This window comes from Mycobacterium sp. (assembly GCF_052143115.1).
In the GTDB taxonomy this organism is placed as follows: Bacteria; Actinomycetota; Actinomycetes; order Mycobacteriales; family Mycobacteriaceae; genus Mycobacterium.
In genome coordinates, this window is sequence record NZ_JBKQTQ010000251.1 from 1 (window position 1) to 14993 (window position 14993).

General features: G+C 66.0%; 11 protein-coding genes and 2 pseudogenes. 3 read left to right on the top strand and 10 right to left on the bottom strand.

Annotated features, from left to right (window positions below):
* Window positions 1-928: 928 nt before the first annotated feature.
* Window positions 929-2224, bottom strand: a pseudogene (locus ACLQI9_RS24770) (hypothetical protein); the annotation flags it as partial.
* Here ACLQI9_RS24770 and ACLQI9_RS24775 point away from each other — a divergent pair.
* Window positions 2169-2297, top strand: a complete 129-nt coding sequence (locus tag ACLQI9_RS24775; protein ID WP_442379776.1) for a hypothetical protein — start codon at window positions 2169-2171, stop codon at window positions 2295-2297. The pseudogene ACLQI9_RS24770 and the gene ACLQI9_RS24775 sit on opposite strands and share 56 nt — an antisense overlap.
* A gap of 554 nt (window positions 2298-2851) precedes the next feature.
* Here ACLQI9_RS24775 and egtE read toward each other — a convergent pair.
* The 9 genes from egtE to ACLQI9_RS24820 all read right to left on the bottom strand — a co-directional run bounded on the left by egtE (window position 2852) and on the right by ACLQI9_RS24820 (window position 10461).
* Window positions 2852-3985 (bottom strand): ergothioneine biosynthesis PLP-dependent enzyme EgtE, encoded by a 1134-nt coding sequence (gene egtE / locus ACLQI9_RS24780; protein WP_442392329.1) that lies wholly within the window; start codon window positions 3983-3985, stop codon window positions 2852-2854.
* Window positions 3982-4947 (bottom strand): L-histidine N(alpha)-methyltransferase, encoded by a 966-nt coding sequence (egtD, locus tag ACLQI9_RS24785; protein WP_442379746.1) that lies wholly within the window; start codon window positions 4945-4947, stop codon window positions 3982-3984. Before egtD ends, egtE begins: the two co-directional genes overlap by 4 nt.
* Window positions 4947-5645, bottom strand: a complete 699-nt coding sequence (egtC, locus tag ACLQI9_RS24790) for an ergothioneine biosynthesis protein EgtC (RefSeq protein ID WP_442379747.1) — start codon at window positions 5643-5645, stop codon at window positions 4947-4949. The genes egtD and egtC overlap by 1 nt, the downstream gene beginning before the upstream one ends.
* Window positions 5645-6952, bottom strand: coding sequence for an ergothioneine biosynthesis protein EgtB (egtB, locus tag ACLQI9_RS24795; protein WP_442379749.1), 1308 nt, complete (start codon window positions 6950-6952; stop codon window positions 5645-5647). Before egtB ends, egtC begins: the two co-directional genes overlap by 1 nt.
* Window positions 6949-8235 carry an ergothioneine biosynthesis glutamate--cysteine ligase EgtA gene (gene egtA, locus ACLQI9_RS24800; RefSeq protein ID WP_442392330.1) on the bottom strand — a complete coding sequence of 429 codons (1287 nt, stop codon included), beginning with the start codon at window positions 8233-8235 and terminating at the stop codon, window positions 6949-6951. Before egtA ends, egtB begins: the two co-directional genes overlap by 4 nt.
* A gap of 169 nt (window positions 8236-8404) precedes the next feature.
* Window positions 8405-9061 (bottom strand): sensor domain-containing protein, encoded by a 657-nt coding sequence (locus ACLQI9_RS24805; protein WP_442379753.1) that lies wholly within the window; start codon window positions 9059-9061, stop codon window positions 8405-8407.
* Between the two features lie 140 nt (window positions 9062-9201).
* Window positions 9202-9600, bottom strand: coding sequence for a hypothetical protein (locus tag ACLQI9_RS24810; protein ID WP_442379755.1), 399 nt, complete (start codon window positions 9598-9600; stop codon window positions 9202-9204).
* 124 nt (window positions 9601-9724) lie between these two features.
* A complete protein-coding gene (locus tag ACLQI9_RS24815; RefSeq protein WP_442379757.1) occupies window positions 9725-9901 on the bottom strand; it encodes a hypothetical protein in 177 nt (58 codons plus the stop codon).
* Between the two features lie 200 nt (window positions 9902-10101).
* Window positions 10102-10461: a hypothetical protein gene (locus ACLQI9_RS24820; protein WP_442392331.1), complete on the bottom strand. Its 360-nt coding sequence runs from the start codon at window positions 10459-10461 to the stop codon at window positions 10102-10104.
* Between the two features lie 696 nt (window positions 10462-11157).
* On the opposite strand from ACLQI9_RS24820, the gene ACLQI9_RS24825 reads away from it, so the two are divergent.
* Window positions 11158-11313 carry an antitoxin gene (locus ACLQI9_RS24825; protein WP_442379761.1) on the top strand — a complete coding sequence of 52 codons (156 nt, stop codon included), beginning with the start codon at window positions 11158-11160 and terminating at the stop codon, window positions 11311-11313.
* Between the two features lie 341 nt (window positions 11314-11654).
* Window positions 11655-14827, top strand: a pseudogene (locus tag ACLQI9_RS24830) (ATP-binding protein).
* Window positions 14828-14993 lie beyond the last annotated feature (166 nt).

Sequence of the window (14993 nt, forward strand, 5' to 3'; positions counted from 1 at the left end):
TCAACCACAACGAACTCGGCCAGTATCGATCCCCGCCAGTACCGATCGCAACCGCAACCAGCAGCTCATCTTCGCCCGCCCACGGTGCGCCTCGACGAGGCGCCGAAACGCTGAATTACGAAGAGCCCCTAAACCTGAGAATTAGTTAATAGACTTTCCGGTCCGTGCGTATTGAGCCGGCCTGGAGCGGCCGGTCCTGGCGCGGATCATCGTTATGCCACCGATGACCGACACCGATCCCGCCGGCATGCGAGCGACGCCAGTGCGTAAAACACCGTCAAGTCATCGCCTCGGCCATTGCCATATGGCCCTGAAAACCGCACGCCGTCGCCCCAGGCCAAGGCTGACCAAGGAGAGCACCGTGTCCACGCCTATAGCTGATGCGGCCGCGAACCGACGCCGGCAAACCAGAACCGGCCCTGACGCGCAAGCCGCCGATGCCCGGCCCGCTCCGCCATAAATCCGCTCTCACATAGTCCCGGGCGGACCGGTTCCGGCATGCAGCTGCCGAATCGAGCAGACGCTTACGCCGGTGGCTTCCACAACTCCATCGACTCTAATTTCACAGTGTGTACCGACCGGATTGGCTGGCGCGTTCTTGTAAACCGCCACCATGTAGGCCCACTGAGTCGGGTCGTCCATAGTGGTCTCACGCGTCCAGATCTCACCGGGCGACAAAAACAAATTGGAATCGCCGCCACGGGAAGGACTTTGTTGATCGACCGGTTCATTAGTTACGTAGCTGACACTGAAGCCGTTCGGGGCCGGGCTATCCACCCACAGGGTGTAGGTGACGGTGTGTACCTCGGCGTTAGCGGCAGGGGCCGCAATTAGTCCCGCGGCGGTTATGGCGGTGGCACCGATTGTCTTGACGTGCCTCATTATGCAATTTCCTCTTTATTCTTTCGATTTCCTCTTTATTTATTCTTTATAGTGCTGGTGCTGCTGGTGCTGGTGCTGGTGCTGGTGCTGGTGGTGGTGGGGGTGGTGGTGTTGGTGGTGGTGGTGTCAGGTCGCCGAGAATGGCTTCGGCGATGGGTAGGACGACAATTGGAGCGACAGTATTAACAACGTCTTCGGCGGCTTTTTCGCCCGGGATGGGCTGCGTGAACACCAACTGAGGTTCCACCCCTGATTGTGCTAACGAATCTATGACCGCGGCGATGTTATGGGCTTGGTCAAGCGGGCCGACTGGGGAAATGCTGGTGGCTCCGGTAACGGGGTCGGTGGTGACAAAGGGGAGCGCGTAGTTGAGGCCGGGGGCGTTGGGTAGGCCGTTGACTACTGGTATTTCGCGTTGTAGGGCGGTGGCAAATTCGCCTTCGATGAAGTAGTGCTGGACTTGTCCGTCGGCGGCTTGAGCGAAGGTTGCTTGGGGGTCCATTCCGAGACTTTGCAGGTAGCCGGGCGATAGCCCTTGGGCTTCGAAGGTGATGGCGGTGGTGCCGTTGTTGAGAGCCCCGGCGGCGGCTTCTCCACCGCCCATGGAATGTCCGGTGGCGGCGACGTTTCCGGCGCCGAAGTTGTTGAGCAGGCTGCTCATGACCTGGACAGCCATCTGGTATTGGGGTGGGTTGCCGCCGACTTCCTCAACAACCACCGCAGCTTGATCGAACTGGTTTTCGGCCCCGGCGAACGAACCCACATAGTGCCCAGCGCCGTCGGTGAGCACGCCGACGTGCACACCGGAGGCCACGTTGTCCGGGTTGATCCCGGTGAGCTGCTCCACCTGCGCCGAACTGAGCTGCGACCAGCCTGCGGGCAGAGGATGGGCCGGATCGTAAACGCGTTGCACCAGCTGCGCCATGGTCAACGCATTGTCGGCGTTCGGCCTTGTGGGGTCGGGGGTGTTGGTGATTTGCCCCGACCATGAATCCGGTGGTGGTGGCTTCGGTAGTCCTTGGCTGGCGGTCTGGGTGGCGCCTTGCTGTCCGGCTTGTTGGGTGACCTGGCTGACAGCTTGGTCTGGGGCCGGGTCTCCGGAGTTGGCGCCGCTTTGATAATCCGGCAACTGATTGGGCATGCCCGGCGGCTGAAAACCGGAGGTATCCGGACCGTAGGAGCCTTGCCCGTTGCCGCCGCCTCCGCAGCGATCACCACACGGGTCAGCCGCCGCCACCGCCATCCCGAGAGACGATGTACCCGTGCGGGGTAGATAGGAGGATAAGATGGCCAGGCCGAATGCGGTGGCCGAGAACAACGCGATCGCTGACACCCTCTTCCCCCAAGACAACGTTTTCCCCGAAGACAACGTTGCCAGCAGTATTGCGGTCACACCAGGTTTTGGCACCTGCTGAGGTTCTCTGACAGCCGTCAAATACCCATGCGTTGCCAGTTCGCACTGCGCAAACTTTCGGTGGTCTCTTTCGATGGCCATGCGGTGAGATTACTGCCGGTGGACAAAGCGCCTGCTCACAATCGACGCATTGTTACCGACGCGGGGACCTGAGCGGCGCGCGTGGCGGGTGGTGCGTGCTCGGCGCGCCAGAATCAGGGTGGGCAGCAACATGCCTCGGTACCCTGAACCGGCCTGACCAGCGGCAGCAAAAATGTACGAAGAATGCACGCAGGATGCTGGCTGACTGCAGAAATAGCCTCTGAGCTTGACCTGCGGGCCGGGAGAAGCCCAGCGCCGGGGTCGCGTGCTATCTGCGTGCGATCACGTCGCGCCCCAGCGCCGCGCGCAACCACGCGCCCCTGTACACCCAGCCCCCCAGGGCCAGGATGACGATCAAGGGCGTAGCCCCCATTCGCGTTCGATGGGGTCGACTTCGCCAGTGAGCAGGTCCTTAACTCCCCTCCCAGAGTCACTGGCAATGAGGTACTGCGGTCCGCATAGCGGACCGCAGCGCTACACGGCCGCAGTAGCGTCGTTCAGCGCCGCGGCGAATGTCGACAGATCGTCGGTGGTGGTGTCCACGTGCGGCGAGATCCGCAGTACCGGCGCCGTCAACTCCATCGGCGCCCGCTCCACCGACGCCGACGTGGTCAGGATGCGACGTTCGGCGATCAGCCACGCCCGGACCTTCTCCGGGTGGGCCCCGTCGACGGGGGCCAGCGTCGTGATAGCGCTTTGCTCGTCGACGGATTCGACCACCCGCCAGCCGCGCACGTCAGCGAGCGCAGTCCGGCTGATGCGGCCCACCTCGGCCAGACGTGCATGCACCGCAGCCGATCCGAACGCTACGTGCTCGACCAGTGCAAGCGAAAAGCCCACGCGGGCAGCGATATTAGCCTCGCCGAGTTCAAGTCGTTGAGCCACCGACAGCGACGATACCCACTCCGGCGGTGGCAGCCGCGGCCGAAGCCGCTGCATCAGCTTCGGGCGCACCGCGAGGACGCCGACGCCGCGCGGTCCGGCGATCCATTTACGCGACGACGCGTAGGTCACGTCGGCGCCCGCCGCACAGCCCACCTGGCCGAGTGCTTGGGCGGCATCGACGACAAGCGGCAGACCTAATTCACCGCACAGCTGGGCCATCTGGCGCAACGGTTGCACCACGCCGCGATGACTGGCCACCGCGGTCAGGTGGACCAGGTCGGGCGGGTCGATGGCCAGGCCGGCGGCTGCTTTGTCGACCGCGACCCGGCCCTCGCCGTCGGTCGGTAGCGGGCGGCGGGCGAAGCCGTGCGCGGCCATGACGGTCAGGTTGGGTCCGTATTCGCCGGGCAGGCACGCCAGCGTGCGACGGCCGGGTGGCCAACTGGCCAGTAGCAGGTCCAGCGCGTGCAGCGACCCGGTGGTGAACACCACCTCTGCGTCGGGCATGCCAGCGAGCGTGGCGACCGCGGTGCGTCCGGCGTCGAGAACAGGTTTGGCGGCCTCAGCCGCGACATATCCACCGACTTCGGCCTCACGCCGCGCGTGCCGCGCGGCCGCGTCGAGTATCGCGTAGCTCTGCCGTGAGCAGGCCGCGCTGTCCAGATGTAGTCCCGCTACCGGCGGCCGGGCCGCCCGCCACGCGTCGGAAAGGCCTTGGCTCACTTGACCGCCAGCGACAGCCCGAAGTCGCCGGCGTCGTCGATCCACCACCGGGTGGGCCGCAGCCCGGCCCGGGCCAGTTCGTCGGCCACCGCGTCCGCGCGGAACTTGCAGGACACTTCGGTGAGGATCTCTTCACCGGCAGCGAACTCGACGGTCAGGTCCAGTGCAGCGATGCGCACCCGCTGCGCGCTCTCGGCGCGCAGCCACATCTCCATCCGCTCGTCGTCGGCGTTCCAGCGGGCCACGTGCCGGTAGGCGTCGACGTCGAAGTCGGCGTCGAGTTCCCGGTTGATGACGGCCAGTACATTGCGATTGAACTGTGCTGTGACGCCGGCGGCGTCGTCATAGGCCGCGACGAGTCGACCGGTGTCCTTGACCAGGTCCGTGCCCAGCAGCAGGCTGTCGCCCGGACGCAGCACCGCCGCCAGCGCCGCCAGAAATTCCGCACGCGGGTCAGCGGTGAGGTTACCGACCGTCGAGCCCAAGAACACGAACAGCCGACGCCCGCCGTCCGGAATTTCCGACAGGTGCTCTTCGAAATCGCCGCAGACAGCCGCGATTTCGATATCGGGATATTCACGCTGGATGGCTGTCGCGGCTGCTGACAGCATGCTCGCGTCGACGTCAAACGGCACGAACCGGCGCAGTGTGCCGCCGTCGTCCAGCGCCTGCAGCAGGGTGCGGGTCTTTTCCGACGTGCCGCTGCCCAGTTCGACCAGGGTGTCCGCGCCGGTGACCGACGCGATTTCCGCAGACCGGGCACGCAGGATCTCCGCCTCGGCACGTGTCGGGTAGTACTCAGGCAGCCGGGTGATCTGGTCAAACAGCTCGCTGCCTACCGAGTCGTAAAACCACTTCGGCGGCAAAGATTTCGGAGAAGCGGCGAGACCGCCGAGCACGTCGCGGCGCAGGGCCTGATACGCCGAGTCCGCGGCCAGGTGGTTGCACAGCGATAGCGTCATCAATGTCCCTTCGTATGTTCCAGTGCGGTCAATGTGACGCCCTCGGCGGTGACCTCGACGAGGTGGCGGTCCGGCACGTCCTCCCAGCCGGGCTGATCGTCATACGGCTCGCTGGCCAACACCAGGCCGTCGTCGCGGCGCAGAATTGACAGGGTGTCTCCCCAGGTTGTGGCGAGCAGCCGGGAACCGTTGGCCGCCAGAATGTTCAGCCGCGCGTTGGGGTCGTCGCCGCCGACCTTGACGATCGTCTCTCCCAACGCATCGATGCCGCGGTCGAAGATCAGTGCAGCGAGAAGTGCGCTGTCGCAAACTGATTCGGCTGGCAAACTCGCGGGCAGGACACTGCGGTCGACAATTCCGTTGTGCGACAGCAGCCACTGACCATCGGTGAACGGTGCGGTCGCACTGGCTTCGATCGGCATGCCGACTGTCGCCGAGCGTACCGCCGCCACCACGCAGTGGCTGCGCAGCGCCGGCGCGACGGAGCCGAATGAGGCGTCTCCCCACAACGGTGCGACGCTGCGCCAGCGCCGCGGAGTCGCGCCATCGAAAAACCCGACTCCCCAACCGTCGGCGTTCAACAGGCCGTGCTTCTGCCGGCGCGGGGCGTAAGACTGCACCCGGAGACCATGCGGTGGGTCGAGCACCAACGAGGAGACCGAGACGTCGTGTCCCAGCCAGCCGAGGTGGCGGCACATCAGGCGCGGCCCCCGGCTTGATCGTCACCGACGGACCACGCCAACCGGACACCGCTGAAGACCTGCCGCCGATACGGATGATCCCAGTTACGGAAGCTGGGCCGCAGGATGGCCGACTCCACAGCCCATGCCCCGCCGCGCAGCACCCGGTAGTCCCCGCCGAAGAACGGCTCGGAGTAACGCTGGTAGATCATCGGGGTGAAGCCAGGCCATGGTTGCAACGTTGAGCTGGTCCATTCCCAGACGTCGCCGAGCATCTGCTCGACGCCGTAGGCCGACGCGCCAGCCGGGTAGGCACCGACCGGTGCCGGGCGCAGCGCCTCACCGCCGAGGTTGACACGGGTAGCCGACGGCTCCTCGGTTCCCCACGGATAACGACGCCGGGCATTGATTTCCGGATCCCACGCGCAGGCCTTCTCCCACTCGGTTTCGGTGGGCAGCCGGGCACCGGCCCACGCGGCGTAGGCCTCGGCCTCGAAGTAGCTGACGTGCTGGACCGGCTCGTCGGCGGGGATGTTCTCGACCCGACCGAACCGGCTACGGGTCTGCCCGTCGGCATCCCAGAACTGCGGCGCGGTCAAGCCGGCGTTTTGGCGGTGCTCCCAGCCGCGTGCCGACCACCACCGCGGCTGCGCGTAGCCACCGTCGTCGACGAACTGCGCCCACTCGCCGTTGGTGACCGGAACCCGGCCGATGCGAAACGCCGGGACATCGACGACGTGAGCCGGGCGTTCATTATCCAGCGAGAACGGCTCAGTGGCCGCGTCGACGCCCAGGACGAACGGACCGCCGGGTACCAACACCGACGTCCCGGCGAGCCCTGGCCGGCCCGGCGGCAGCGTCGCCGTGTCCGGCAGCAGCGGCGGACCGCCACGCAGATTCAGTGCCTGCAGCATCGTTTCGTCGTGCTGATTCTCGTGGCTGACCACCATCCCGAAGACGAATGTGCGGTCGGGCTCGTCGGGCAGCGCATCGAGAGCATCCAGCGCGGCCGATCGCACGGTCCGGCAGTACGCCCGCGCCTGGTCCGGCGACAGCAGCGGCAGATCGACGCGACTGACCCGGGAGTGCACGAAGGCGTCGTAGAGGTTTTCGACGGCGCGGGGCAGCATCCCCGGCCGGTCCGGGTCACCACCGCGCAGCAGCCACAGCTCTTCCTGCTGGCCGATGTGCGCCAAGTCCCACACCAACGGGCTCATCAGCGGGTCGTACTGACGGCGGAGTTCGGCGTCGTCGAAATCGACCAGCCGCAGGGTCCGTTCCCGCGCTCGGCTCAGATCGCGGGCCAGTGCTTCGGTCGGAGTCACGTCTCCCCTAGCGCCAGCTTGCTGACCGTGGCCTCGATGCCGTTGCCGATGACCTGGTCGGAAAACTCGTCGGCGGGACAGCGGCCCCGTTCAACAGCCGCGACCAGCCCCTGCATCGCCTCGTCGAGTGCGGGCGGCACGAGGTCGGCGGCGGCGGCCACGACCCGGTTGGCTGCGGCGTAGAGCCGTGGGTCGCTCAGCCCGACCCGGGCCGCGATGTCCCAGGCGGTCGCGACGGGTTCGACCGCTTCCGCCGCGATATCGGCGGCAACCGGGTCGTCGAGCAGGGTGACCAGCGTGAACACCACCGCCGGCCAGACGGCGTCGGGGACGCTGTCCAGGTAGCGGATTTCCAGCCACTGCCGTGGACGCACCGGCGGGAACAGCGTGGTCAGGTGATATTCCAGGTCGTAGGAGGTCGGCCGGCGACCGCCGAGCAGCTCGCGGCCATCGGCCCAGTCGGCGAAGGGCAGGTAGTGCATCACCGGCACCGCAGTGCCGTCTGGAGGACTGTGCACCAGCATCACCGGCGCCTTCAGGGCATAGCGGGCCCAGTCGGTCGCCGGGTCCTCGCCGCTGGCGGTCAGAATGGGTCCGCAGCGCGCCGAATCGAGCTGACTCCACACCCGCTGTCGGGTGGATCGCCAGCCGGAGAAGCTGCCGCCCAGCAGCGGCGAATTCGCAGCGATCGCGACCAAGGTGGGCCCCAGGGCGTGTGCCAGCCGGACCCGGTCCGTCCATCCGGTTGCAGGGCCGGCGTCGAGATTGACCTGCACCGACGCCGTCGACGTCATCATCGCCGCGCCCGCCACACCGGTGTGACTGGCCTTGAAGAACTGTTCCATCGCGCGGTAGCGCGCGCCCGGATTGATGCGCTTGGCCGGCCGTAGCGGATCCGCGCCCAGCAATACCAGCCACAGGCCGGCGCGGGCGAAAGCTGCTCGCAGGATGGCCTGGTCGGTGGTCATGGCCTCGATCGCCGGCACCACGCCGTTGACAGGCGGCCCGGACAATTCCACGGCGCCACCGGGTTCGACGGTGACCACGCTGCCGCCCGGCATTGCCGGCAGTGATTTCAGGATGTCGGTGATTTCATCCCAGGTCGGTCGGCGATACGGGTCGGCCGGGTCATAGCAATGCGCCTCGACCTCCAGGCCGACCCGCCCCAGCGGCCCGTCGGACAAGCATCTGTCGCTGATGTACTGCGCGGCGGCCGACGAACTGGCCAGCTCGCTTTCTGCGGGGCGTGCGTGATCCGGCTGCGACGCGACGGCAAACGCCATTTTCCCGATCCCTTCGGGCCCGGACCGTCGGTCGCGGACCGCTGGTTGCGCGCGGCTACCCAACGATAGTCACAAGCTTCCATCTTCCAGAGGGCACCGACATATTCCCGCGGTTGGGAGACGACCGTGGTTTAGGGGCGCCGCGGCTCGCGCCGCCACTCCACCACGGTTATTGACCCAGCGCGTTCTCCATGGCGCCGGCCAGCACGTTTACCGCGGGACCGCCGTTGCCGGACTGACAGACCTTTGCTTGCAGGAGCACGTTTTCCCGCAGACGGGTCTGGGTGAAACATCGACGGTCGCTACCGGCTTCCTGTTTGGTCCATGCCGCGTCGGCCGGGCCTGGCGGTCCGCCGTCGAAAGACCACACTTGCGTGGTCCCGTTGTCCAGATGCATCGGCGTGGTCTGCCCGGAGCAGCCGACCGTGCGGTCGACGACGCGATGAAACGCCGCGCCGGCGGCGACGCCGGTTGCGAAGACACCGGCCGCTTGTTTGACGAAGTGAGTCTGGTCGGTCGGCGAGGTCTGCGAGCTGGCGCCGTTGAAGGACGCCAGGTCGGGGTCGTTGTACACCTCTGGCAACCCGATGTCGGCCCAGTTGTTACACGCCGGGTTGTCGACGAAGTACGACTGGAACGGCTGGGTGAATACCGACTCGTCCCGCATCGGCCCGCCGACGATGTTGCCCACCGAGCCCTTGCCCAAGACCGCATAGCTGACCACGCCCGGATCCGAAGGTTTCGCCGCCCCGAGCGGAGCCGCGAACACCGCCGCGACACCACCGACCACCACACCAATCGTCACCGCCGCGACTTCGATGGTCATGGATCTTGATCATGCCAACTGGGCCACCCAAACAGAAGCCGGAGTTGGCCGTCGTGGCAGCTCGGGCTCACGTCGGCGCGACCGCTAATCGCGTCCACAGGCGAATTTAACAGTGTCGCAGACACTTTCAATGTGCCGCGTTACGGCGCGGCGGGCGGTAGCTGTCCGGGACCGCCATGACCACCGCCACGGCCGCCTGGCCCGCCCGGCCCCATACCCGGGCCGAAGGGCCCTGGCATCATCGGCGGACCGCCGGGCCAACCGGGGCCCATGCCGGGTGGATATGCCCCACCGGGGAAGACGAACGTCTCGTCGGGACCGCCCGGACCGAACATCCCGGGGTGGTGATGACGCTGATGATGCCAAGCGAATGTGGCACCGGAGAAGAAGATGACCGCCACCACGAAAACAATGCCGGCGACGATCACCACCCAGGCCGCAGCCTGGTAGAGCCGAGACGGTTTTGCTACGTACGCCGGCGGAGGCGGAGGCGGGCCGATGGGCGGCGGCGGGATCTGGGGTTCGGGTGCTTGGGTCATCCCTCGATAATGCCCACGAGCGCGCCGACCATCAAACACCCCGCGCATGGAGTCGCGGATGAATCATCAGCCCGACCGGACGCGTTGCCGCCGAGAGCGCAGATCCGGCCGGGTGGCTACCGTCCTAGCAGCACAAGAACCAGGCGAAACGCAGAATGACCACGGCGATGAGCACGACTCCGGCAATGATTGCCACCCACGCCGCTGCCTGATAAAGCCGCTCAGAATGCGGTGGCGGCGGTGCGACGGGTGGCGGCGTGGCGGGAGACGGCGGAATCGACGGCTGACTTGTCTCGCTCATGCTTCTTCATCATGCCTCAGGTAAGCATGGGCCGCGAGTGGACGCGGCCGAGAGTAGCGGTGACCCCGCCGTCGTCGCCTGCAAAACTCGGAGCCCGGCGCCCCGCTGCGGGGACGCCGGGCTCATGGCAATGGTGATGGCCCGCGGCTTTCGCATCCTGGTGCTGTCCCGGAAATCCTTCACCGGGACCGGATTACGGGCTACGGGAGTGCCGGAGCCAGCGACGGAGCGACGGACTGCGGCGGCTGTGACGGACCCAAGCTGGCAGCGCCACCCGGGCCACCAGGCCCACCGTGGAAACCAGCGCCCGGGCCGCCGTGATGCATGCCACCTGGGCCCATGGCGTGGGCGGCGTGCTGGTGCCAGTGATGGCATCCGTGGTGGTGGTGCCCGGCGAGTTTGAAGCCGGCGAAGAAAATGGTCGTGACGATGAACAGGATGCCGGCGACGATCACAACCCACGCCGCGAACCGGTAGAGCCAATACGGTTTAGCGGGCTCAGTCGGATGCGTAGTGACGACCGTGGTCGGCCTGGTTGGGGTTTCAGGTGTTTCACTCATGCTGAAATGATGCGTGGGCAACGAATAGGGTGCGCTGGGTACTAGCTATGAAAAACATATGAGTGGCCCGCAAGTGAACCCGGCAGCGTCGGCTAAGCCGAACGTGCCGTCAATTGTCATCTGACCAGGGTTTGAATGGGTTGACGGCGAACTGGGCCCATGGTGTTTGCACCGCCAAGTTGTGTTGGCAGTGCTACGAACCTGCAGGTCAGACGGTTGGCTCTGACGGTTACGAAAAGTTGCCGCCAACTCTACTGCGGACTGGCTGCGGACTGGCCGGTCCGTGCGCCCAGCCCAGCAAACAGGCCTGAGCCTTCCACTCCGGGGACGGGTTCCCTGTCGACGGTCGGGGTGCTTCCCGGATGGCAGCCGGAGCCGACCACGGCTACCGGCTGTGGCCGCGTTCGGCGGCAATGTAGTGGGCGCGGTTTTGGGCGCGGGCGTGTGTGCGGATCGGCATCATCACGGCGGGGGTCTCCGGATCGGTCGGCGCGGGCCGGATCGGCTAGAGGTAGCTGGCCGGTGGGTGGCGCACAGCGTCGGGAACAGCAGCGCACTGCCGTGATGTAGGTCTGCGGGACGGGAATGTTCGGATTATGCACCGATGCGCCCGACGTGGCCTGGTAACGGCCGCCGCTTGTGACGAAAGTCTGCACAGGACGACAATGTCCTGGGAACCGACGAAGGGTGGATCTGATGGGACTGCGCGACAAAGTGAAGGATCTACTGTCGAAGAATGCCGACAAGGTGGACACGGCGATCGATAAGGCGGGCGACGTCGTAGACCGCAAGTACGAAGGCACCGTCGACAAAGTCGAGGAAGAAGCGAAGAAGTTTGGGATCGGGGAATAGATAGCGCCCTTGTCCGGGTTCTCGGGCAGACATATTTGCGGCCGGAGGGCAGCGTCCAGATCAATGTCCCGTCGGATAGTTGTTGGTGGCGCGCCGCTGCACACCTCCGTGCATTGTTGCTTTCAACATCGTGAAGAGACTGATGTTTGCGACGGCAAGATGGGGAGAGTCACTGCGTGAGTCCCTCGCCGAGTCGGCATACTCGACGTCGCCGATAGCCGGTGCCAAATCGTGGCGGATCTCGTGGCTCACATCCTGTCCTGATCAGCTCTAATGGGCGACCAACCGCCTATCCTTTAAGGACCCTGGAAACGCTGGGGCGGTAAGCGGCGGAGGGTCGGATGACGACCGTAGCGGCGTGCCGGACGTGTGGCACTGAGCCTTTAGAGAACGCCCGGTTTTGTCATGGGTGTGGCTCACCAGTCGACGAAGTAGATACCCGCGCGGAGTACAAGCAGGTCACCGTCTTGTTCGCCGACGTGGTCCGCTCGATGGATCTCGCGGCGGTGGTTGGAGCGGAGCGGTTGCGCGAGATCATGGCCGACCTCGCCGACCGTTGCGCGGCAGTTGTGCAGCGGTACGGGGGCACGGTGGACAAGTTCACCGGCGACGGGATCATGGCGGTCTTCGGCGCACCTATGGCGTTGGAGGACCACGCCGTTCGTGCCTGTCTGGCTGCCTTGGGCGTTCAGGAGGAGGCGAAGCGGCTTGCCGTCGACGTCCGAGAGCGCGACGGTGTGGATCTGCAGTTGCGGGTGGGACTTAACTCCGGTGAGGTGATCGCCGGTGAGATCGGTTCAGGTGCTTTGGGTTACACCGCCGTTGGTGAGCAGGTGGGTATGGCGCAACGGATGGAGTCGGTCGCTCCACCCGGTGGAGTGATGGTGAGTGCATCTACGGCGCGGCTTGTCGAGGGCGCTGCGACTCTCGGCGAGCCAGAGATGCTCCGCGTCAAAGGTGCCGACGAGCCTGTGACGGCCGAGCGGCTGTTGGGCATGGGCGACGGGCATCGGGCCGCCGGGCGTGCTGAGTCGACTCTGGTCGGTCGGCGCTGGGAGATGGCCGCTGTCGAGGGCTTGTTGGACCGCGCAACCGACGGACACGGCGCGGTGGTCGGCGTGGTGGGCTCGCCGGGCATTGGCAAGAGCCGTCTGGTGCGCGAGGTTGCCGCGATGGCAGCAGCCCGGGGTGTCGACGTGTTCACGACCTTCTGCGAATCGCACACCAGCGACGTCTCCTTCTATGTGGTGGCGCGGCTGCTGCGTGCGGCCTTTAGGGTGGGTGATCTGGACGCCTCGGCCGCGCGCAGGCAGGTACGAGCTCGGGTGCCCGATGCCGAGCCGGAGGATTTGGTGCTCTTCGATGATCTGCTGGGCATCGCTAATCCGCAGGCGAAGCCGCCCAAGATCGATCCGGATGCGCGGCGGCGGCGGTTGACGGCGCTGGTCAATGCCATGTCGCTGGCCCGCACCGAACCGGCGGTCTTTGTGATCGAGGACGCGCGCTGGATAGATGAGGTCAGCGAGTCGCTGCTGGCCGGGTTCCTCACGGTGATCCCGCAGACGCCCTCGCTGGTGCTGGTCACCTACCGCCCCGAATATCGGGGCGCGTTGACCCGAGTGACAGCTGCCCACACCGTTGCCCTTGCGCCCCTGAGCGATTCAGAAACCGCTGCACTGGTCTCGCAGCTCCTCGGCCACGACCCCTCGGCTGGTGTGCTGGGCCAGAGGATCGCCGAGAGGGCCGCCGGTAATCCGTTTTTCGCCGAGGAGATGGTGCGCGACCTGGCCGAGCGAGGCGTACTGCGTGGCGAGCCGGGCGCATACATGTCGGCGGCAGAGGTTAGCGAGGTGAGCGTGCCGGTCACGCTGCAGGCGACCATCGCGGCGCGCATCGACCGCCTCGACCCGAAAGCCAAGCGCACGCTGAGCGCGGCAGCGGTCATCGGCTCAAGGTTCAGCCTCAACTTGCTGGAAACGCTGGGGATCGATCCTGCCCTTGAGGACCTGGTGGCGGTCCAGCTCGTCGATCAGATCAGGTTCACCGGACAACCCGAGTATGTGTTCCACCATCCGCTGATCCGCGCGGTGGCCTACGAATCCCAGCTCAAATCTGATCGCGCCGAGCTACACCGGCGCGTCGCGGCCGCCATCGAATCACGTGACCCGGCAGCGGCCGGTGAAAATGCTGCCTTGATTGCCGAGCATCTGGAGGCCGCCGGTGACCTGCACGCCGCCTAGGCTGGCACATGCGGGCCGCAACGTGGGCGACCAACCGCGACATCGCCGGGGCGCAACTGAGTTGGGAGCGCGCCCGAGCGATCGCCGACGCGCTACCCGCCGATGACGCCAACCGGACAGCCATGCGCATCGCCCCGCGCACCATGTTGTGCGGTAGCGCCTGGCGAGTCCACGGAACCGTTGCCGGGGACCGGTTTGATGAACTGCGGCAGTTGTGCACCGCCGCCGGGGATAAGGCGTCGCTGGCGATCGGCATGGCTGGGCTAGTGATCGATCACGCGTTTCAGGACCGGGTGCGCGAGGCGTCGCAGCTGGCCTCTGAAGCCTGGGACCTCGCCGAGTCCCTCGGTGATCCGACCTTGACGGTGGGGCTGTCCTTCCCGGCGATCTACGCCAAGATCGAGTGTGGTGGGTGGCCTGACGTGCTGCGGTGGTCACAAAGGGTCATCGACCTGGCCGACGGTGATCCATCTAAAGGCAACTTCGTTATCGGGTCTCCGTTAGCGCTCGCCTTCACGACGCGGGCTCTGGCCCGGTATTACCTGGCTCGTCCGGGATGGCGAGACGACCTGCGCCACGGCCTGGCCATGGCCCGCAGCGCCGACCCCATGTCCTACGCCACGGCCGTCACCTGGGTGTACAACCCGGGGATATCGCTTGGCGCGCTGAGGCCCGACGATCGCGCGATGGGCGAGATCGAGGATGCCCGACGGATTGCCGAACGATCCGCTGATGATATGACGTTGGTCGTCGCCCGGGCGACGCTGGGCCTTGCGCTGGTGCACCGCCACACGGATGCGGAGCGTTCCAGTGGACAGAAGCTGCTGGCCGAGGCCAGCGACGAATTCCCGCGCCAGGGACACTTCCTGTGCGATTTACCGATCGTCAACGTGTTATTGGCACGTGAGAGGGCTCGCCGTGGAGACCGCGATGATGCCATACCGCTCATGCGCGCCGCTGTCGACCATCTATTCCGCGAGGGACGAATGCCGGTGTGGGGCCCTGCAGCGATGGGTGTTCTGGTGAAGACACTGCTCGATCGTGGGGCCGACAGTGATGTGACCGAAGCCGAGGCCGCGATCGAGCGGTTAGCCGCCGCGCCAGCCGAGGAGGATTTAGCTTTGCGCGACATTTGGCTGCTGCGGCTGCGGGCTCTGCTGACGCGGGCTCAGGGCGATGACGCGGCTTATGCGCAGTTACGGGATAGCTACCGCGACATGGCGAAAACGCTTGGCTTCGAAGGCCATATCGCTTGGGCCGAGGCTATGCCATGAGAGCGGGCATCCAGAGGGCCGCCCGCGTTGTCTTGAAAAAGACCTTGAGCTCAGCCGGTCAGTGCATCGATTGGGCTAGATTAGCCGCTCGGTTAGCCCCAGAAGATGGGGTCGGCTCGGTCGTCGAGGTAGTCGAGCAGGTCTTGGACTTGTGGGCTGGGGTCGA